The organism is Streptomyces sp. Ncost-T10-10d (genome assembly GCF_900091955.1).
Classification (GTDB): domain Bacteria; phylum Actinomycetota; class Actinomycetes; order Streptomycetales; family Streptomycetaceae; genus Streptomyces.
The window spans coordinates 1-20,378 of record NZ_FMDF01000042.1; the positions used below are offsets into that span (position 1 = coordinate 1).

At 70.5% G+C, this 20,378-nt stretch carries 14 protein-coding genes and 2 pseudogenes; 8 read left to right on the top strand and 8 right to left on the bottom strand.

Annotated features, from left to right (window positions below; all coding sequences use genetic code 11):
• Positions 1 to 313 precede the first annotated feature (313 nt).
• Positions 314 to 763: a PTS sugar transporter subunit IIA gene (locus GA0115254_RS04755; RefSeq protein ID WP_093894015.1), complete on the top strand. Its 450-nt coding sequence runs from the start codon at positions 314 to 316 to the stop codon at positions 761 to 763.
• A gap of 76 nt (positions 764 to 839) precedes the next feature.
• A complete protein-coding gene (gene ptsP, locus GA0115254_RS04760) occupies positions 840 to 2,510 on the top strand; it encodes a phosphoenolpyruvate--protein phosphotransferase (RefSeq protein ID WP_093894026.1) in 1,671 nt (556 codons plus the stop codon).
• 63 nt (positions 2,511 to 2,573) lie between these two features.
• On the opposite strand, the gene GA0115254_RS04765 is transcribed toward ptsP, so the two are convergent.
• Positions 2,574 to 3,500 carry a hypothetical protein gene (locus tag GA0115254_RS04765; RefSeq protein WP_093894016.1) on the bottom strand — a complete coding sequence of 309 codons (927 nt, stop codon included), beginning with the start codon at positions 3,498 to 3,500 and terminating at the stop codon, positions 2,574 to 2,576.
• A 67-nt stretch (positions 3,501 to 3,567) separates the two neighbouring features.
• Positions 3,568 to 5,544: an acetoacetate--CoA ligase gene (locus tag GA0115254_RS04770; protein ID WP_093894017.1), complete on the bottom strand. Its 1,977-nt coding sequence runs from the start codon at positions 5,542 to 5,544 to the stop codon at positions 3,568 to 3,570.
• 223 nt (positions 5,545 to 5,767) lie between these two features.
• On the opposite strand from GA0115254_RS04770, the gene GA0115254_RS04775 reads away from it, so the two are divergent.
• Positions 5,768 to 8,119 carry a glycoside hydrolase family 31 protein gene (locus tag GA0115254_RS04775; RefSeq protein WP_093894027.1) on the top strand — a complete coding sequence of 784 codons (2,352 nt, stop codon included), beginning with the start codon at positions 5,768 to 5,770 and terminating at the stop codon, positions 8,117 to 8,119.
• A 34-nt stretch (positions 8,120 to 8,153) separates the two neighbouring features.
• Here GA0115254_RS04775 and GA0115254_RS04780 read toward each other — a convergent pair whose 3' ends face one another.
• Positions 8,154 to 8,696: an NUDIX domain-containing protein gene (locus GA0115254_RS04780; RefSeq protein WP_093894018.1), complete on the bottom strand. Its 543-nt coding sequence runs from the start codon at positions 8,694 to 8,696 to the stop codon at positions 8,154 to 8,156.
• Between the two features lie 56 nt (positions 8,697 to 8,752).
• On the opposite strand from GA0115254_RS04780, the gene GA0115254_RS04785 reads away from it, so the two are divergent.
• From GA0115254_RS04785 to GA0115254_RS04800, 4 genes and pseudogenes are all read left to right on the top strand, one after another.
• A complete protein-coding gene (locus tag GA0115254_RS04785) occupies positions 8,753 to 9,559 on the top strand; it encodes a M15 family metallopeptidase (protein WP_093894019.1) in 807 nt (268 codons plus the stop codon).
• A gap of 114 nt (positions 9,560 to 9,673) precedes the next feature.
• Positions 9,674 to 10,021 (top strand): Mpo1-like protein, encoded by a 348-nt coding sequence (locus tag GA0115254_RS04790; protein ID WP_093894020.1) that lies wholly within the window; start codon positions 9,674 to 9,676, stop codon positions 10,019 to 10,021.
• 70 nt (positions 10,022 to 10,091) lie between these two features.
• Positions 10,092 to 10,564, top strand: a pseudogene (locus GA0115254_RS04795) (Zn-ribbon domain-containing OB-fold protein).
• On the top strand, positions 10,561 to 11,751 hold the full coding sequence (locus tag GA0115254_RS04800) for a lipid-transfer protein (RefSeq protein WP_093894028.1): 1,191 nt from the start codon (positions 10,561 to 10,563) through the stop codon (positions 11,749 to 11,751). Before GA0115254_RS04795 ends, GA0115254_RS04800 begins: the two are co-directional and overlap by 4 nt.
• A 192-nt stretch (positions 11,752 to 11,943) precedes the next feature.
• Here the strand turns inward: GA0115254_RS04800 and GA0115254_RS04805 are convergent, their stop codons facing one another.
• Genes GA0115254_RS04805 through GA0115254_RS04820 form a run of 4 tightly spaced genes read right to left on the bottom strand, consistent with a single transcriptional unit; the run spans position 11,944 to position 16,302 of the window.
• Entirely contained in the window at positions 11,944 to 12,549 is a 606-nt protein-coding gene (locus GA0115254_RS04805; RefSeq protein ID WP_093894021.1) for a GTP-binding protein, read from the bottom strand.
• Positions 12,530 to 12,952: a DUF742 domain-containing protein gene (locus tag GA0115254_RS04810; protein ID WP_093894022.1), complete on the bottom strand. Its 423-nt coding sequence runs from the start codon at positions 12,950 to 12,952 to the stop codon at positions 12,530 to 12,532. Before GA0115254_RS04810 ends, GA0115254_RS04805 begins: the two co-directional genes overlap by 20 nt.
• A 9-nt stretch (positions 12,953 to 12,961) precedes the next feature.
• On the bottom strand, positions 12,962 to 13,405 hold the full coding sequence (locus tag GA0115254_RS04815; protein WP_093894023.1) for a roadblock/LC7 domain-containing protein: 444 nt from the start codon (positions 13,403 to 13,405) through the stop codon (positions 12,962 to 12,964).
• Positions 13,402 to 16,302 carry a sensor histidine kinase gene (locus tag GA0115254_RS04820; protein ID WP_093894024.1) on the bottom strand — a complete coding sequence of 967 codons (2,901 nt, stop codon included), beginning with the start codon at positions 16,300 to 16,302 and terminating at the stop codon, positions 13,402 to 13,404. The genes GA0115254_RS04815 and GA0115254_RS04820 overlap by 4 nt, the downstream gene beginning before the upstream one ends.
• Positions 16,303 to 16,704: 402 nt before the next feature.
• Here GA0115254_RS04820 and GA0115254_RS04825 point away from each other — a divergent pair, with 402 nt between their 5' ends.
• Positions 16,705 to 17,187, top strand: coding sequence for a hypothetical protein (locus GA0115254_RS04825; protein WP_093894025.1), 483 nt, complete (start codon positions 16,705 to 16,707; stop codon positions 17,185 to 17,187).
• A gap of 89 nt (positions 17,188 to 17,276) precedes the next feature.
• Here the strand turns inward: GA0115254_RS04825 and GA0115254_RS04830 are convergent.
• Positions 17,277 to 20,378, bottom strand: a pseudogene (locus tag GA0115254_RS04830) (hypothetical protein); the annotation flags it as partial.

Here is a 20,378-nt window from a genome sequence, read left to right on the forward strand (position 1 = left end):
AGTCCGACTCTATCAGGCCTTTTCGTTTCCCTTGACCAACCTCCTGCAGGCATGCAGGTGCCGATCCGGTTTAGAGTCAGGGCTTAAAAGTCGCCGCCGACCCCCGACTTGAAGTCACGCTGGGGCCAGGCAGGAGCACGACAGTACAGGGCGGCGGGAGTTGAGGCAAATCGTTTCCGGTGCCCCTCTAGGGCCGCGAACCGTCAGGACTCAGACGGAACCGGAACTTCCTATGACTTACCCTGCTGAACAGTACGCCGTCGCCCACAAGCTGTGCCGGCGCCATTCAAGCTCCACCCCTGGGAGGTTCCCCATGACCACTGTGACGTCCCCTCTTGCCGGACGTGCCATCGGGCTCGCTGCGGTACCGGACCCGGTCTTCTCCGGCGCGATGGTGGGTCCTGGAACCGCCATTGATCCCGTACGCGAGCCGTCCGAGGCCGTATCGCCGGTCGACGGCATCCTTGTCTCCCTGCACCCGCACGCGTTCGTCGTCGTGGACGAGCACGGGCGGGGCGTTCTCGTGCACCTCGGCATCGACACCGTTCAGCTCAATGGTGAGGGTTTCGAGCTGCTCGTGAACAAGGGGGACACGGTCAGGCGCGGTCAGGGCATCGTGCGTTGGGATCCTGCGGGCGTCGAGGCGGCCGGCAAGTCCCCCGTGTGCCCGATCGTCGCGCTGGAGGCCACTGCTGATTCCCTCTCCGACGTCCGCGAGGACGGGGACGTGAAGATCGGCGACACGTTGTTCGGTTGGCAGTGACGGACTCGGCGCAGTGAAGGCCGACTGGATATCCACCGCGGAGGCACGGGCCGCCGCACAACCGGGGACGGGTGAAATGGAGACAACGCTGCGAGGCGTCGGTGTGAGCCACGGAGTGGCGATCGGCGAGGTGCGTCATATGGGCACGGCGGTACTCGAACCGCCGGCCAAGCAGATTCCGGCCGAGGAGGCGGAGCGCGAACAGGGGCGCGCTCGCCAGGCTGTGGAGGCTGTGGCGGCCGACCTGATTGCGCGCGGCAATCTGGCCGGTGGCGAGGCCCAGCATGTGCTCGAGGCCCAGGCCATGATGGCTCAGGACCCCGAGCTGATGGCTGATGTGGATCGGCGCATTGCCGTCGGCAGCACTGCCGAGCGTGCCGTCTACGACGCGTTCGCCGCCTACCGAGCTCTGCTCGCCAACGCCGGGGAGTACCTTGCGGGTCGGGTTGCCGACCTCGACGACGTGCGCAACCGGATCGTGGCTCGCCTGCTCGGTGTGCCGATGCCAGGTGTGCCGGACAGCGACGAACCCTACGTGCTGATCGCACGGGATCTCGCGCCCGCCGACACGGCGCTGCTCGACCCGGCTCTGGTGCTCGGCTTTGTGACCGAGGAGGGCGGGCCGACCAGTCACAGCGCGATTCTGGCGCGGGCGCTCGGTGTGCCTGCCGTGGTGGCGCTCCCCGGTGCCGGTGAGCTGGCCGAGGGCACGGTCGTCGCGGTGGACGGCAGCACCGGCGAGATCTTCGTCCAGCCCAGCGCCGAGAAGCGTGCGGAGATGGAGAGCGCCGCTGCGGCGCGCAAGGCCGCACTGTCCGCTTCGACCGGTCCTGGCGCTACCTCCGACGGCCACAAGGTCCCGCTGCTCGCCAATGTCGGTGGGCCGGGCGATGTACCGGCGGCGGTCGAGGCCGGCGCCGAGGGCGTGGGTCTGTTCCGTACCGAGTTCCTGTTTCTGGACGACAGCAAGCAGGCGCCGTCCGAGGAGAAGCAGATTGCGGCGTACCGGGCAGTGCTCGAGGCGTTCCCCGAGGGGCGTGTCGTGGTGCGGGTGCTGGATGCCGGCGCCGACAAGCCGCTGGACTTCCTGACGCCGGCGGACGAGCCGAACCCGGCGCTGGGTGTGCGCGGGCTGCGGACTCTGCTGGACCACCCCGAGGTACTGCGAACCCAGCTGACCGCGCTGGCGAAGGCGGCCGAGGGTCTGCCTGTCTACCTCGAGGTCATGGCTCCGATGGTGGCGGACCGTAAGGATGCGAAGGCCTTCGCCGATGCCTGCCGTGAGGCCGGGCTGCGGGCGAAGTTCGGCGCGATGGTCGAGATTCCGTCCGCGGCGCTGCGAGCACGCTCGATCCTGCAGGAGGTGGAATTCCTCTCGCTCGGCACCAATGACCTCGCGCAGTACACCTTTGCCGCCGACCGTCAGGTGGGTGCGGTGTCCCGGCTGCAGGATCCGTGGCAGCCGGCGCTGCTCGACCTCGTGGCGCTATCGGCGGAGGCGGCCGGGGCGGAGGGCAAGAGCTGTGGTGTCTGTGGTGAAGCCGCCTCCGACCCGCTGCTCGCCTGTGTCCTGACGGGGCTGGGTGTGACGTCGTTGTCGATGGGGGCCGCGTCCATTCCTTATGTCCGTGCCACGCTGGCGAAGTACACGCTCGCGCAGTGCGAGCGTGCCGCTTCCGCCGCGCGCGCGGCGGACTCCGCCGAAGAGGCACGGGTGGCGGCTCAGGCGGTGCTGTCGGGCGAGTAGCCCTGCGACGTCCGTGGTGAAGGGGGCTCCCTGCCGATGATGGCGGGGAGCCCCTTCGGCTTGTCAGTGGTGTGATTCCGGTTCGTCCGCGCCCAGGTCGAAGCCCGCGCAGTACTCCACATGTGACTCCGGGGCGACCGGTTCGCCGGTGTCGGCGTCGGTGCAGTAGGCGCTGAAGACCTCACCGGCGGTGAGCGGGACCAGGCTGCCGCGGGCCAGCCGCCAGCCGTGGACCCGGTCCTGGGTGCCGGGGTTGCTCGTACGGAGTACGACTCCCCCGGGCTTTTCGAGGGCGATACCGACGGCGAGCACCGTGACGAACTCGGCTCCTTCCGCTGTTTCGAGGCGGGCGGGTCCCTCGGTGTCGCGCTCGGTGTGCAGGACGGCGAGCAGATGCTCGTTCTCGGTGGGGGCGCTGCAGACGAGGTGGTGGGTGCCCGGGCCTGCCGCCTCCAGCATGCGCAGCAGCAGGTGGGAGGCTCGGTCGAAGGCGGCGCGGCCGATGTCCTGGCCGCAGTCCGCGCAGTCTCCGAGGCCGGCCAGAGTCATCGTGCCGTACTCCCAGGTGGCCTGGCGGACGGCTCGGCTGACCAGGAGCGGGATGAGGGTGTCGATGGGCTGCCCGGCGTACGCGACGGTGGCCCCGACTGAGGCGATCTCGGCCGTGAAGCGGCTGCGGCTGGCGGGGGCGTCGGGAGCGATTCCCGACTCGGTGCAGAACTCCGCGTACTCCTCCGGGTCGAAGAGAGCGACCGTGGCGTGCATGCCCTGTGCGGCGAGGGCTTTGAGCAGGCCCTCGATCTGCTGCAGATAGACGGTGTGGTCGTCGAACGTGAAGGTGCGGTAGCGCTGCATCGCCGCGAAGTCCTGCTCGTCGGCCAGGAGGCCGATGGTGCTGGGTGCTTCGCGGCGCAGCGTACGTCGCATGGATGTGCCGGAGCGGCTGTACCCGGCGGTCGCGCTGTGCTTGGTGTTCCTGGTGTGCGCCATGACTCCCCCAGTGCGCTGTCGATCATTGCTCACTCAGAGTAATCAGGGGCACTGACAATGCGGACGGTCAGGCACGCTTGCGGGCGAGGTCCTCGTAGAAGCGGAGGAGTTCGAGGTTGTCGACCGAGCCGGGATTGACCGCCTTGGCCAGGGCCGTGCCTTGCAAAAGGCGTTTGACCGGAACCTCGATGCGCTTGCCGGTGAGGGTGTGCGGAATACCTGGGACCTCGATGACCTCGTCCGGGACATGGCGCGGGGACAGGTTCTCGCGGATGGTCTGCTTGATGCTGTTGCGCAGGTCGTCGTCGAGCGCGGCCCCGTCGGCGAGGTGGACGAAGAGCGGCATCCAGTAGCCGCCGTCGGGCTCCTCGATGCCGATGACGAGAGATTCACGGATCTCTGGGAGCCGCTCGACGGCTTCGTAGATGTCGGCGGAGCCCATACGTACACCCTGGCGGTTGAGGGTGGAGTCCGAGCGACCGTGGATGATGACCGAGCCGCGTTCGGTGATCGTGATCCAGTCGCCGTGACGCCACACACCGGGGTACATGTCGAAGTAGCTGTCGTGATAGCGGCTGCCGTCGGGGTCGTTCCAGAAGCGGATCGGCATGGAGGGCAGGGGTGCGGTGACGACGAGTTCGCCGACTTCGCCGATGAGCGGCTTGCCTGCGGGGTCCCAGGACTGGAGGTCCGTGCCGAGGCACGGGGCCTGGAGTTCGCCGATGTGTACGGGGAGGGTGGGGACCGCGCCGGCGAAGCAGCTGCAGACGTCCGTGCCGCCGCTGACGGAGGCGATCCAGAGATCGTCGGCGACTTCGTCGTGGAGCCAGCGGAAACCGTCGGGCGGGAGCGGGGAGCCGGTGGTGGCGACGCACTGGATACGGGAGAGGTCGAAGTCGCGGCCCGGGTGGATGCCGGCCTTGCGGCAGGCCATGACATAGGCGGCGGAGGTACCGAAGAGGGTCGCCCCCGTCTGTTCGGCGACGCGCCACTGGGCGCTGACGTCCGGATAGCCCGGGCTTCCGTCGTACAGCACGAGTGTGGTCCCGGTGAGCAGGCCGGAGACGAGGAAGTTCCACATCATCCAGCCGGTGGAGGTGTACCAGAAGAACCGGTCGTCGGGGCCGAGGTCGCAGTGCAGGCCGATCTGCTTGAAGTGTTCCAGCAGGATGCCGCCCTGGGACTGGACGATCGCCTTGGGGAGTCCGGTCGTACCGGAGGAGTAGAGCACCCACAGCGGATGGTCGAAGGGGACCTGCTCGAAGACGGGCTCGATGTCCGCGGATGTGAGGGCGGACCATTCGAGGGCGCCTTCCGGGGCCTCGGTGCCCAGCAGCGGGATGTGGACGACGGCGCGCAGAGTGGGGAGTTCACGGCGGAGTTCCGCGACCGTGTCGGCGCGGTCGTGTTCCTTGCCGCCGTAGCGGTAGCCGTCGACGGCGAAGAGGACGACGGGTTCGACCTGCTGGAAGCGGTCGAGGACGCTGCGGGCGCCGAAGTCGGGGGCACAGGAGGTCCATACGCCGCCGACGGCCGCGGTGGCGAGGAAGGCGACGACGGCCTGGGGGACGTTGGGGAGGTAGGCGCTGACACGGTCGCCCGGTTCGACGCCGAGAGCACGGAGCTCGGCGGCGAGCGATCCGACCCGGCGGCGGAGTTCGGACCACGAGATGGAGACCTGGGTGTGGGTCTCGTCGACGTGGAGCAGGGCGGGTGCGTCTGCGCGCAGGGGGTCCTCCGCAGTGCGCAGGGCGTGTTCGGCGTAGTTGAGAGCGGCACCGGGGAACCACTGGGCGCCGGGCATGGTGCGCTCGCCGATGACGGTCTCGTACGGGGTGGAGAACCGTACGTCGAACCAGTCGGCGACGGCACGCCAGAAGGTGTCCAACTCGTCGACGGACCAGCGGTGCAGCGCCGGATAGCCGCCATCGGCCGGCGCTCCGTACCGCTCGGCCGCCCAGCTCTGGAAGCGGGTGACCGACGCGGCGGCGATGCGCTCGGCGTCGGGCTGCCAGAGGGGGGCTTCGTTCGCTGCTGAGGTCATGGGGCGGCTCCCTGGCTGTACGGGTACGCGGGGTGGGCGTGGTTCGCGCGCACACGTGCTGGGGTGTGCGCGTGAGGCGGCTTTTACGGACGATGCCATGTGATCGTCTTTCGCACCAGGGTTCGCCCCCCATGGTCGCGTGTCCGGATATGTGGTCCGGCCACGGGTGAACGGAAGTTGAACGGAGCCCGCATCCGCCCTGTCGGGTGGCAGGGTGAACTGCATGAACGGTCGTGACCTGGTGCGCTCGGTGAAGATGGTCGGTTCGGTGCAGGGGCTGCGCGCGGTGCGCTCCTCCTTGCGGCGTCGGAATGCGGATGCGCGGGCGCTGCCGCGGCGCGGTGCGGAGCGGGCGAGAGTGCCGGGACTTGTGGTCGGGGCGGAGCCGGGGCCGGGCGGGGGTGTGGTGCGATTCGCGCGTTCGCAGTTGCGGGTCCGGGTGGCGGTGGGCGGTGCGGTGTTCTGGGCCTGGGACGGCGCGGAGCCGTTGCCGTCGTACGCACTGGCCGGTGCGGCGCCCGAGGCGGATCCGCGGGCCGAGCTGGAACCGGACAAGGACGGCGGCTGGCAGGTGGTCTCGGAGCGGCTGACCGTTGCGGTGTCGCGGCACGGGGCAGTGGAACTGCGCACTCCTGGCGGGGTGGTGCTCCGGCGCGAGTTGCCACCGCGTTGGTGGGAGCCGGTGGCGGGTGGCGCCGCTCGGTGGGTGCAGCGTTCCGAGGTGCCTGCGGACGCCCGGTTCTTCGGACTCGGCGGACGGGCGTCGGGGCCGCGGCTGCGGGACGGTGTGTACGAGCTGTGGAACACCGATCCGGGTGGGCACTTCGGGCCGGATGACGATCCGCTGTATCTGACGATGCCGGTGCAGATGGTGGTCTCCGATGCAGGGACGCATCTGATGTTCCACGACAACACCTGGTCGGGGCGGGTGACGTTGCGCGAGGGCGAGGAGGGTGCGGGATCCGGCCATGACCGTCCGGGGATGTGTGAGGTGCGGATGGACGGGGGGCCGCTGCGCTGCTGGGTGATGGCCGGTACGCCGGCCCGGGTGCTGCAGGGCTGGACGACGCTCACAGGTGCGCCCGCGCTTCCGCCGTCCTGGGCATTGGGTCCGCAGCATGCCCGCTGGGGGTTCGGGAGCGAGCGGGAGGTGCGGCGGATCGTTGCCGGGTACCGGGAGCGGGGGCTGCCGTTGTCGGTACTGCATCTGGACATCGACCACTACGACGCGCATCGGGTGTTCACCGTCGACCGTGAGCGTTTTCCCGATCTGCCGGGGCTGGCGAAGGAGTTGCTTGAGGACGGGGTGCGGCTGGTGTCGATCGTCGATCCCGCGGTGAAGGCGGAGCCGGGGGATGCGGTGTTCGACTCGGGCAGGGCGGTCGGGAGCGGCGGGGCGTTCGTCCGGGATGCGCGGGGGCGGGCGGTGCGCGGGGAGGTGTGGCCGGGTGAGTGCGTCTATCCGGACTTCACCGATCCGCAGGTGCGGGAGTGGTGGGGCGGTCTGTACGAGGAGCGGCTCGCGCAGGGATTCTCCGGTGTGTGGCACGACATGAACGAGCCGGTGTCGTTCGCGGCGTTCGGGGATCCGACGCTGCCGCGGTCGACGCGGCACTCTCTGGAGGGTGGCGGGGGTGATCACCGTGAGGCCCACAATGTGTATGGGCTCGCGATGGCGCGTGCCGGGTACGAAGGGCTTCGCCGGCTGCGACCGGAAGTGCGTCCGTTTCTGCTCTCGCGCTCCGGTTGGGCGGGGATGCAGCGTTATGGGGGCACCTGGTCCGGTGATGTGGAGACCGGCTGGCCGGGACTGCGGGCCTCGCTGGCGCTGGTGCTGGGGCTGGGGCTGTGCGGGGTTCCGTATTCGGGGCCGGATGTGGGCGGGTTCGACGGCTCGCCGTCGCCGGAGTTGTATCTGCGGTGGTTCCAGCTGGGTGCGTATCTGCCGTTGTTCCGTACCCATGCGGCGATCGACGCGGGGCGGCGGGAGCCGTGGGAGTTCGGACCGCGAGTGCTTGAGCATGCGCGTGCCGCGCTGGAGGAGCGCGAGAGGCTTCACCCGTACTTCGTCACCTTGGCGCAGCTGGCCCGGCTGACGGGTGCGCCGTATGTGCGACCGCTCTGGTGGGGTGCGCCCGGGGAGCGGGCATTGCGGGAGTGCGAGGACGCCTTCTTGCTGGGTGACGCCTTGCTGGTGGCACCGGTGCTGGAGCGTGGTGCTGATCGCCGGGCCGTGCGGTTGCCGCGGGGGCGTTGGTACGACACGGCGACGGGTGAGGTGTACGAGGGGCCGGGGCAGGTCCTGCTCGATGCTCCGTTGTCGCGGGTGCCGGTATTGGCGCGGGCGGGTTCGGTGCTGCCGGTGCGGGGGGCGGACGGGGGTGTGGAACTGGAGGTATGGGCTCCGGCCGCGGGGCGAGGTGGGGGCGGTCTGGTGGTCCGGGATGCGGGTGACGGCTGGGAACGGGCGGAGGTCGAACGGTATACATCGCGGCTGGTGGACGGCGAGGTTCGGGTGGAGCGGGAGGGCGAGGAGGGGCCGGTGAACCACCCGGTGCGCGTGCGGGGGCTGTAGCCGGGTCGCGGTGTGCGCAGGGGCCGTCGGCCGGTCAGTGGTAGCCGCGCTCGAACCACGTGCGGGCGGCCCGGGTGTGCAGCGGGAAGGCCAGCTCGGTGGGTGTGCGGAGCAGTTGGAAGCCGGAGGTCTCGTCGGTCGGCCCGGAGGGCGGGAGGCCGGCCGCGGGACGTTCCGGGAGCAGGCCGAAGAGGAGCAGGTGGCCGTCCGGGGCGCTGAGGGCATCGGCGAGGCGGACGTCCTGTTCGTCGGCCTCGATGCCGGTCTCCTCGCGGAGTTCACGTACGACTGCGTGTTTCCAGTCCTCGTCGTGGTCGATGAAGCCGCCGGGAAGGGCGAGACCGCCGCGGTGGGGCGGGATGGTGCGGGTGATGACGACGAGTCCGGTGCCGTCCCGGTCGGTGACGGGGAGCAGGGCCACGGCGACCGGCAGCGGGTTGCGGTAGGCGGTGTCCCCGCAGACGGTGCAGGTGCGGGGCCAGGCGGTGGGAGGAAGCGAGGCGGAGTACGGTGCTCCGCAGCTGCCGCAGTGGGAGTCCTTGACCGGCTTGTCGGGGTTGCTCGTGGACACAGGCACGCGCGGACCTTATCCGATCGCCTGCCAGGCCCCCCGCACTACTGGATTATGTGCTCATGACAGGCATCGCTTCCGCTTTCCGTGTCCTGGCGGCCACTGCCGCCACCCTGCTCGCCGTCACCGCCGCCGCCCCCGTGGCGCAGGCGAAGCCCGAGCCGAAGGCCCCCGAGGAGTTCGTCGCGCTGCGTTCGGTGGATCCCACGATCATCCAGGAGATGCGCTACCCCACCGCACACAACTTCAGGGGCGTGCCGGTGGACGGCTACCGCCAGTCGCTCTGCATCCTGACCCGGCCGGCGGCCCGGGCCCTGCACCGCGCGCAGACCCGGCTGCTGAAGCAGGGCTACTCGCTGAAGGTGTACGACTGCTACCGGCCGCAGCGGGCGGTGGACCACTTCGTACGGTGGGCGAAGGATCTCGACGACGAGACCATGAAGGGCGAGTTCTACCCCCGGGTCGACAAGACGCGACTGTTCGCCGACGGTTACATCGCGGAGAAGTCCGGGCACAGCCGCGGCAGCACGGTGGACCTGACCCTGGTGAAACTGCCCGCCGCGCCCACCGCACCATATCTGCCGGGCCGGAAGCAGGTGCCCTGTTACGCGCCCCAGGCCGATCGCTTCCCCGACAACTCCGTGGACATGGGCACCGGATTCGACTGCTTCGACACGCTCTCGCACACCGACGACCCGCGCATCCAGGGAACTCGGCGCGCCAATCGGCAGTTTCTGAAGAAGACACTCACCGACGCCGGCTTTGTGAATCTGGCCGAGGAATGGTGGCACTACACGTTCAAGCCCGAGCTGTTCCCCAACACCTACTTCGACTTCCCGGTGGCCAGGAGGTCCGTCGCGGGGCACTGACGCGAGCGCGGAGAAAGGGCGGCCGGGACCACCCCGTGGTTCCGGCCGCCCGTTCTTCTTCTCGGACGCGGATCGACCGTTTCCGGTTGCCGTTCAAGCCATTACGGTGCCCGTATGTCACAGCAGACGTTCGATTCATACGAAGAGTTCTGGCCCTACTACGTCGCGATGCACTCGAGGGCCGCCACCCGCTGGGTCCATCTGACGGGCACCCTCACCGGCCTCGCGGTGACCGCGTACGGCCTGGCGCGGGGGCGCAAGAGGTACGCGGCCGCGCTGCCGCTGATCGGGTACGGGACCGCCTGGCCCGCCCATTTCCTCATCGAGAAGAACAATCCGGCCACCTTCGGGCACCCCGCCTGGTCACTGCGCGGCGACGTGCAGATGATCCGGATGATGCTGGCGGGCCGTGACCACGAACTGGCAGAGACCGCCGCCAAGTGGCTCGCCGACAACCGCTGACCGCGAAAGACTTCTGGCATTCCGTCAGATATTTGATCGGGGAGGGGTTTTGCCACGGACACGCACACCAGTGGTGGCCGGATGGTTCACCGGGGACAGCACCGACGAGGACTTCGACTGCTGGGCACCCGCTGTTCTGCCTGCTCGTCGGTCTTCTTCCCGCGTCAGGACGTCTTCTGCCGCAATCCGCAGTGCGCGGGCGGTGAGCTGGCCGAAGTGCCGCTCTCCCGGCGCGGCACGGTCTGGTCGTACACGGACGGCCGCTACCGGCCGCCCGCCCCCTACCTCTCCGGCCCCGACGTGCCCTGGGAGCCGTACACGCTGGTGGCCGTCGAGCTGACGGCCGAGCGCATGGTGGTCCTGGGACAGGCCGCGCCGGGGGTGGGCGTCGCGGATCTAGCGGTCGGAATGACCGTCGAGGTGGTGCCGGGCGTGCTGAGCGGGGGCGCCGCCGGTACCGATTCGGACCCGGTGTGGACGACCTGGCACTGGCGGCCGGTGCCGTCCGAGTGCACCGGCGGGGCCGAGGGCGGTGCGGCATGACCGGGGAGGTGGCCGTCCTCGGCGCCGGGATGCATCCGTGGGGCAAGTGGGGACGCAGCTTCGTCGAGTACGGCACGGTGGCAGCCCGGACGGCGCTCGGTGATGCCGGGATCGACTGGCGGGACGTGCAGTCGGTGGTCGGCGCGGACACCGTACGGGGCGGCTACCCGGGCTACGTGGCCGGTGCGACGTTCGCGCAGGCACTCGGCTGGCAGGGAGCGAGGGTCGCCAGCGTGTACGCGGCATGTGCGTCGGGTGCCCAGGCGATCAACACTGCCAGGGCACAGATCCTCGCCGGCCTCGCGGAGGTGGTACTCGTGGTGGGTGCGGACGCCGCACCCAAGGGGTTCTTCGCCCCGGCGGGCGGCGACCGGCCGGACGACCCCGACTGGCTGCGTTTCCGGGTGCTCGGCGCGACGAACCCCGCGTACTTCGCGCTGTACGCCCGTCGGCGGATGGCCGTGCACGGAGACACCCCGGAAGACTTCGCGCTGGTCAAGGTGAAGAACGCGGTGGCCGGTGCGCTGAACCGTAACGCCCGCTACCGCGCTCCCGTGACCGCCGAGCAGGTCGCCGCCTCCGCCGTGGTCGCCGATCCGCTGCGGCTGCTGGACATCTGCGCGACGTCCGACGGCGCGGCGGCGCTCGTGCTGTCCAGCATGGAGTTCGCCCGGCGTCACGGGGCCACGGATCCGGTCCGTATCCGCGCCGTCTCCACGGTGACGCCGACCTACCCCAAGGCCGTCCTCGACCTTCCTGACATCGCGACCGATTCGGCGGTCGCCGTGGAGCCGGCCGCGGAGGGTTTTCGCGCCTCGATCGCCCGGGCGGCGTACGAGGAGGCGGGCGTCGGACCGGAGGATCTGTCCCTGGCCGAGGTGTACGACCTGTCGACCGCTCTTGAGCTGGAGTGGTACGAGGACATCGGGCTGTGCGGTGCGGGTGAGGGCGCCAAGCTCGTACGTGAGGGGGCGACGGCGCTCGGTGGCCGTATCCCGGTCAATCCGAGCGGCGGACTCGCCTCCTTCGGGGAGGCCGTGCCCGCGCAGGCCATCGCCCAGGTCTGCGAGCTGACCTGGCAGCTGCGCGGCGCTGCGGGCCGACGGCAGATTCCGGGCGCGCGGGTCGGGATCACGGCGAATCAAGGGCTGTTCGGCCATGGTTCCGCAGTCGTCGCGGTCCGCTGAGCGATTTCCCGGCCGCTGTGCAGTGCGCGACGGCCTGTACCGCACCCGTCGTGAACAGCGCTTGCTGTCGACAGCCTTGACGACCCCTCACACAGGGTGAAAAATCCTTGCCCGGTCAGGCAACGACGCGCGGCCCGTACCCCGGTCGGCGGGGGTGCGGGCCGCGTCTGGGCACCGTGTCGGCCGATGGGCCTACGTCGTTGCGGGCTCGCGGGGACGCTCCGCCCGAGCCACTGCGTGCTCGACGACCGCCACCAGTACGTCCCGTGCGGAAGCGCGGTCGCGTGCGTCGCACATGAGCACCGGCACCTCCGGGTCGAGGTCCAGCGCCGCCTGCACCGTCTCGGTGGGGAACTTGTCGGCTCCCTCGAAGCAGTTGACGGCCACGGTGAACGGAATCGCACGGCGCTCGAAGTAGTCGACTGCCGCGAAGCAGTCCTCCAGCCGTCGGGTGTCCGCGAGCACGACCGCTCCCAGCGCGCCCTGGGCGAGTTCGTCCCACAGGAACCAGAAACGGTCCTGCCCCGGGGTGCCGAAGAGGTACAGCACCAGGTCCTCGCGGAGTGTGATCCGGCCGAAGTCCATGGCCACAGTGGTGGTGGTCTTCGCCTCCACGCCCGCCAGATCGTCCACCGGACGGCCCGCCTCGCTGAGTCTCTCCTCCGTACGCAGCGGCCTGATCTCGCTGACCGCGCCGACCAGAGTCGTCTTGCCCACTCCGAAGCCGCCCGCCACCAGGATTTTCAGGGTAACGGGCTCAACGGGCCGCCCGTTGCGGCTAGAGCGCCCGAAGGCCATTGATCACCTCGCGAAGAATGTTCACGTCCGGCAGCTCGGCCGGCGGAACGGGACGGGTTACGTGCACCAGCTCGTCCTCGACGAGATCACCGACCAGCACCCGGACCACCCCGACGGGGAGATCCAGGCCGGCCGCGAGTTCGGCGATCGACTGGGGCATGTCACTGCAGCGTTCGACGATCTCCACATGTTCCGGGGAGAGCGTCTGGTTCCGGCCGGGATCGTCGGCCGCGGGTTCCGGGACGACGATCGCGATCAGGTCGAGCCGATGACGGGAGGCGCTGCTGGTACGGCCCCGGGTCATCGCGTACGGACGGACCACAGGGCCCGCTTCGGCGTCGTACCAGCGCGATGCCTGCGGGTCCGTGGGCCTTGCCGGAGATCTGGAGGAATCAGCGCTCATGCCGTCCCCTCACCCGCCGGCGGTCAGACCGGTCGTCCGGGGAGCGTTGGCCAGGTGGGCGCCGACGCGCTTGACCATCAGCGTCATCTCGTACGCCACCTGACCGACGTCGGAGTCGGCGTCGGCCAGCACGGCGAGACAGCTGCCGTCACCGGCCGCCGTGACGAAGAGGAACGCCTCGTCGAGTTCGACGACGGTCTGACGGACCCGGCCCGCGTCGAAGTGGCGTCCCACACCCTTGGCGAGGCTGTGGAATCCGGAGGCGACGGCCGCCAGATGTTCGCTGTCCTCGCGGGTCAGGTCCTTGGACGTGCCGGTGGCGAGGCCGTCGCTGGAGAGCACCAGCGCCTTGTGGATGCTGGCGACGCGGTCGACGAGTTCGTCCAGCAGCCAGTTGAGCTGCCCTGAGCCCTGGCGTGCGGCGTTGTGTGCTGCGGCGTTCGGTGCGGTCATCGACCGTCCCCTCCCGGAGTGGTTCCTTGTGCTGTTTCACCGGGACCGGTCACGTCCTCGGCGTTCTGCCGACGGCCGCGCTGCCAGCCGCGTTGGAGCGAAGCCATGCGGCTGCGTACCTCGTCCGCATCCCGCTCGAAGTCCTGAGACGGTTCCGTTGCGGCCGGCTCCGCATCGCGGCCGCCGGAGACTTCGCGAAGCTGCGGGGCGAGGCTGGCCTGCCGGATGCGTCGGGGCAGACCACCCACGGTCTCCCGGTCCGCGCTCGGCGCTGTCGGAGGCGCGGGCTCAGGAGGTGTGGACGGCTCGGTGGGTTTCCGGAAGCCGGTGGGCTGCCGGGGTTCGGTGGGGTGCCGAGGCTCAGCGGGTCTGCCGGTGTCGACGGCGGAGGGCCACGGGGCGGCGGCCGACGGCCCGATCCCGGTGCCAGTGGTGGAACTGCCGGTTTCGGCCGGATCGGGCGAGGAGTCGTGCTCGGCGGTTGTGGGGTGGGCGCGGCCCGCCTCGTCGACCCGGCGTCCGTTGTCGGCGACCAGGGTCGGCGGTTTGCGGCGGGGCAGCGGCACCGGGCCGCCGGGGCGCATCGCCCGCACATCGCCCGCGGACTCGGCTGCCTGGTCGGACACCTGCTGGTGCTGTTCGCGGTCACCGTCGCGCCGGGGGTCGCGGGCGCGGAAGATGCCGCCGCGTTCACTCTCGGTGTCGTCGATGTCGGAAGCACCGCCCAGCAGAGGGTCGATCAGCGGATCGAGTACGGGGTCGTTCTCGAAGCCCAGCGCTCCGAGGGGTCCCTCCAGCTCGACGGGACCGTCCAGGAGGGCCGGGTCCACGAGGCCGGTGGGGACGGGGGCGAGGCCGGAGGGTCTGCCGGCGGCGCGGCGGTCCGGCACGCCGTCCCTGCGGCCCTTGTCGCCGCCCGGTCCTTGGCCGGCTGCCCTTGCGCCGCTGCCGATCGCCTTCTCGGACCGGCGGTCGAGGCGGAAGCCGGTGCCGTGCGTCTCCGGGGCGTCGGTGAGCAGCGCCGCCGGGATGAAGACGACGGCGGTCGTGCCACCGTAGGGAGAGGTCTGCAGCGAGACACGTACGTTCTGCCGTTGGGCGAGACGGCTGACCACGAAGAGACCGAGCCGGTCGGTGTCGGAGAGTTCGAACTCGGGGGTCTCGGCGAGTCTCAGGTTGGCGTCGAGGAGGACGTCGGGAGCCATGCCGAGACCGCGGTCGTGGATTTCGAGCGTGAAGCCGTTGGCGACGCGTTCGCCGAGCACCTGGACCCCGGTGTGCGGCGGCGAGAACACGGTGGCGTTCTCCAGGAGTTCGGCGATCAGATGGGTGAGGTCGGCGACGGCGGGGCCGCCGACACCGATGCGGGGCAGCCGGCGGACCTCGATCCGCTCGTAGTCCTCGACCTCGGCGACCGCTGCCCGTACCACGTCCATCAGCTGGATCGGCTTGCGCCACTGACGGGACGGTGCGGCGCCGGAGAGGATCACCAGGCCCTCGGCATGGCGTCGCATGCGGGTGGTCAGGTGGTCGAGGCGGAAGAGGTCCGCGAGTTCATCGGTGTTCTCGGTGCGGCGCTCCATGGTGTCGAGGAGCGTCAACTGCCGGTGCAGCAGGACCTGGTTGCGGCGGGCGAGATTGACGAAGACCTCGGAGACCCCGCGGCGCATGTCCGCCTGTTTGACCGCGGCTTCGACGGCGGCCCGTTGCAGGGTGTTGAGGGCCTGGCCGACCTGGCCGATCTCGTCCCGTTCGTACTGGAGGTGCGGTGCCTCGGTCTCGACATCGACCTGTTCGCCCGCGGCGAGTCGGCGCATCACGCTCGGCAGCCGTACGCCGGAGACCTCATGGGCATCCTTTCGGAGCCGGGAGAGGTCACGGATGAGCTCGCGGCCGATGCGTACGGAGACGAACACCGAGGCGAGCAGGGCGAGGAATCCGAGGACACCCGCGACCCCGGCCTTGATCAGGACGCTGTATCCGGCGGGCTTGCCCCGGTCCTGGAAGCGGTTGTTCATCTCGGTGGAGTCGTTGGCAAGCCGGTCCAGGACCGCCGGGGCCGCTTCCTGCCAGCGCTCGGCGTCGACCGCTCGTGGGTCCTGGGTGGGGCCGCCGCTGATGAGGGTGTTCTCCGCGGTCCTCAGCGCTTCGCTGTCCGGGCCCGACCAGTACTGCTCCACGCGTCGGCGCTCCGACGAGGGAAGCATCTCGCCATTTATCTCGTAGAGGAGCTTGCGATTGGCGACGAGGTCGGAGATCTGGCGCAGTTCGGAAGCGGTGAGCCGGCCGGCGATGAGTGACGAGGCGACCAGAGCGTCTTCGCGGGAGAGCATTTCGCGGGCTCGTGAGATGCCCACGAGCGCGCGGACCTGCTTGTCCATCGACACGTTCTCCATCGTGCGGAGGCCGGTCAGAAAGCGGTAGCAGGGGTCTATGAGACGGTCGTAGAACTCCATCGCCTTGAGGCGGTCGATGGTGCGCTTCCCGACCGAATCGCGGAGTGCGCCAAGGCCCTCGACCGTGCCGAGGACCGCGTTCAGCTGTGATTCGTCCTCGGGCCGCAGTGCATCGCGGATGTCCTTCTGCCGTGCGCTGTCCCTGACATCCGCCACGACACGGTCGGTGGCCGCCCGTTGGCGCTCCAGCAGGGGCAGAGCGTTGGAGGCCCTGGGGTCGGCAAGGAAGACAAGGGTCTGACGGCGCTCGTCCTGAATGGCACGGACGGTGTCCTCCAGAGGATGACCGACCTTCTCCACGATGGTGCTCGCACTCAGCAGGTGGCCGGCCTCGCGCCCCGTCAGGAAGGTGGCGAAACCCCAGAGTCCGGTGAGGGAGACGAGCGGCACCAGCAGCAACGCCACGATCTTCCTGCGGATGGACTTCCCGCGAAAGCGCATGGCCTCCTCCAGCCCGGCCCCACGGGGCGGTGGTCGTGTTCCGTCAACAAACGGCGCGAGCCTACTACCGACAGAGAGACAACTCGAAGGGATGTCCGGACGATTTTCAGCCGCACTCCTCGGCGTCGATCAGGAGTTGTCCCGGTATTCCGGGCAATGAAATTCGCGAAAGCGGCAGAAGAGACCTGTCAGAGCATCACACTGTCCGGCAGGGCAGTTGGCTGGAATTCTTCGCTCGGTGACGGATCGAGGGAATCTTCACAGCTGGTCACTCGTCTCTCTGTACAGGGCAGGAGAAACACAGGGAGCGCCAAGGGCAGGACGGTCCGGTCCACCCGCGTAGAAACGGCGCATGCCGGGCAGAAACCCTGAAGTCGGACAGCGGTGGGGAGTTGAGAGTCCTTGGATACGGAGGAGCGTCGGAGTGCGGTGTCGTCGGCACCGGCTGCGACGGCGGTCTCGGGGGCGACCGGCCGGGCGACGGTCCCGTGCCAGCAGCACCGGCAGCTCTGGGTGGAAGAGCCTGCGATACGGCGGCGGATGCCGGACCCGGTCCGCAGGGCTGCCGTGCGTGCCGTGCTCATCATGTCGCTGACGATCATCCAGGCCATAGTGGCGTTCCTGTGCACGCTGGCGGGGTCCTGGCTTGCCTTTCCGATGGTGCTGAGCAGTGTGGGCAGCACGGTGGTCACGACCTGGTCGGTGCTGGATGTCTGGGTCACCCGGCAGGTCTGGAATCAGCGCAACGGTGTGGTGTCCGTGCCGAGCAGTTCGGCGCGGCAGTTGCGTCGTGAGCGGCGCAGAGCCCGGCGGGCGGCGCGGACCGCGCAGCGGGAAGACGCGCGGATACGCCGCCGGGGCGCGGGCAGCCTCTCGCGGGCCTGAGCGCCGCCCGCCCCGTCCGATGGACCGAGCAGGGCCCTCGCGGCTCGCGGCCGCGCGGACTCCCTACTCGTCGTTCCTGCCCGTCGTCCTTACTCGTCGGACGGGCCCTGAGCGGGAACCCGGGCGGTGTCGGGCGGTGTCGTGGCACGCTTGAACATGCGGGTGGCGGTGATCTCGCCGTGCACGGTCTCGCCGTTCGGGTCCTGCTGAGGCAGCCCGGGGCGAAGGTGCTCCTCCACGCTGATGTACTTCAGCCCGGCCCGCAGATCCGCGTCATTGCGCAATCGGATGACCAGCGGGAATTCGGCGAGCGCCGTGGTGTCGAAGAGTCCGGTCGTATAGAGCAGTTGTACGCCGAGGGCGTCCGACACCGCTCGCTGGAGCTCCAGCAGATAGGTGGCGTTGGCCCGGCCGATGGGGTTGTCCAGGAACAGCGTGCCCGCGTGACGGTGCTGGTGCCGGTCGCGGCCCCGGTCGTTGCTGCGCAGTGCAGCCATCGTGCAGTACAGGGCGATGGCGGCGGTGAGCAGCTGACCGCCGGAGAAGACGTCGCCCATCTGTCCGACCGGGACGCGTTCGGCACGGAGCACCGCGTCCGGTTTGAGGATCTCCACGGCGATGCCCTTGGGCTCCAGCGCCGCCTGCACACCGCGCAGCAGGAGGGACATGCCGTCCCTGCGCAGATCGGAGTTCTTCTTGAGGGCGGCGCGGGTGGCCTCGTCGATGACCTCGCCGAGGCGCTCGGTGAGCGTCGCCTGATCCGGTTCCTCGAAGCGGATCCGGAGGAACTCCTGGCCTGACCACTCCCCCAGTCCTTCAGGGAGCTGGGAGAGCCGCTGGGCGGAGCGGAGGGTGGTGAGCGCGGACTCCACGAGGCCGCGGAGCCGGTCGACGATGGAGTCGCGGTTGCGCTCCAATTGGGCCAGCTCGTCGGTGAGGACACGGAGCCGGGGTGCGAAGGCGGCGGCCCACTTCTCGGCGTGCTCGGGCAGTGCCGCGGCCGGCAGCTCGCGGATCTGCCGGCGGGCGGGGGTGCGGACCTGTTCGTAGCGGGTGGAGTTGGCATGCCGTACGAGGACGTCACTCGCTTCCCTTACAGCACTCTCGGCGGCGGACAGGTCGGCGGCGCAGCCGCGCAGTGAACGGCGGGCCTCTGCGGCGGACTGCCGGGCCTCGTCGAGGCTGCCCGGGTACGGCTCGGGCGCCTCTGTGTCGTCGTCCGCGCCATGGTCCCTGAGGAGATCGCGCAGAAGTGCCGCGGTCTCGTCGAAGCCGCCCGCGGAGTCCTCGGCGGTGCGGTGGGCGTGCAGCAGCTCGGCGTGGGCGGCGCGGGCGGTGTCCAGGGTTGCGGTGGCGGAGGCCAGTTCGGCCGTGGCGGTACGCAGGAGGGCCTGGGCCTGCTCGGCGTCGGCGGGGACCAGCTCGTCGGGGAGTTCGGTGTGATGGGTCTCGCCGTCGACCGGGGCCAGGCGTTCGGCCTCTCCCCGCAGCCGGCCCAGCTGCTCGCTCGCGGTGGAGGCCCTGGTTTCCAGGAGCTGGACCAGGGATTCGGCGCGGGCGGCGGCCGCCTGCCTGGAAGGGCCGTCGGCGCCCTCGGTGCCTTCGAGGAGCTGGGCGGCCCGGGTGCGGACCTTGTTGGTGAGCCGGTCCAGCTCGGCGAGGGCGGCGCTCTCGTCGCTCTCCGCGCGGGCCTGTTCGGCGCGCAGGTCGGCGCCGACGCCCACCTTCTCGTACAGCTGGGATGCGGCTCGGTAGGCCTCCCGCAGCGCGGGAAGCGCGGGGCGTGGGGTGTCGCTCTCGGGCTCCGGGAGATGCTCGGGGGCACCTGCGATCTCGGCACGTTCGGCGCGCAGGGCGCGGGCGGTGCGGCGGGCGTCGTCGGCGGCGCGCTGAGCGGCCCTGCGGTCTTCGTCGGCGGCGCGGGCCCGCTCCAGGCAGACGGTGGCGCGGGCTTCGGACTCGGCTGCTTCGTCGATCAGTTCGCGCAATTTCGCCTGCCAGCCCGCGCGTTCGCGGAGCCGGTGGGCGAGGCCCGCGAGGGCGTCGGCGGCGCGGCGGGCGCGCTGGGCGGCCTCCTGGCGTTCATCGCGGACGCGGGCGGTGTCCGCGGCGGCCTCGTCGGCCTCGGCACGCACGGTACGGGCTTCGGCGAGCGCGCCCTCTGCCGCCTCGGCGGCCGAACGGGCGGTGCGGGCTGCTTCGGCGAGCTCGGCGAGCATGCCGGGCGGGCAGTCGGCGCGCCAGGAGCCGATGCGGGCCGCGAGGGAGCGGTCGGCGGTGAGGCGGGCCGCGAGGGTGCGGATGTCCTCGTCGCGGGCGGTGGCCCTGCTCCTGAGAGCCTGCCGCTCCTCGTCGGCCGCGTGTTCGTCGTGCATCGCCGGGTTCGGCGGAACGAGGAACACCCCTTCCGTTCGCTCCCGGCCGAGCCCGTGCCGGTGGCCGGAACGGGGGCGAGCAGCGCGGCGGCGGTGCCTACAGCGACGGCGGAGCGCGGCAGAAGGGCGGCGCCGCTCAGGACGTCGCGGGCGCGGGCGTGCGAGTCGGGGTCGGTGATGACCACGCCGTCGACAAGGCTCGGGACGGGCGGCGAGTACGGCCGCGTGGTCGGCGGGGTCGACGGCCTGGGCGAGGTATCGCCGAGCCGGGAGGGCGGGGATGCCGTGCTCGCCGAGGTATTCGACGGTGGCGAGGACATCTGGGCCGGGCGGCAGCAGTCCACCGTCGCCGAGTGCGCCGAGGATGCGGGAGTCGTCGGCGGCCGCGGTGCGCAGTTCGAAGAGGCGGCGCTCGGCGGAGGCGATGCCCTGGTCGAGCAGCTCCCGCAGTTCGTCGGCGCTGCGGTCCAGCTCCTGGGCGGTGAGCGGCTGTTCGCGGGCGGCGGGCTGTTCGGCAGTGACGGTGTGCGTGGCGTGGGCGGCCCGGTCCGGCCGGCCTGTCCGGCCTTCCTGACTCGCCTGGCCCCGCCGGCCTGCCTGTTCCTGATGGTCCGGACTGTGCGGGGCGTCCGGGTCCGTCTCCGCCCCGGCCGCTCCGCTGCGGGGCCGGGGCACGCCTGTGCCGTGCGTGGCGGGCAGGCCCAGCAGGTCGGCCAGACGGTGGTCGGCGGCGATCGACTCGGCGGCCCTGAGCTCGGCCTCGTACGACTGATCCGCAGCCTGTGCGGCATCGGCGGCGCGCGCCGCGGCGAGTTC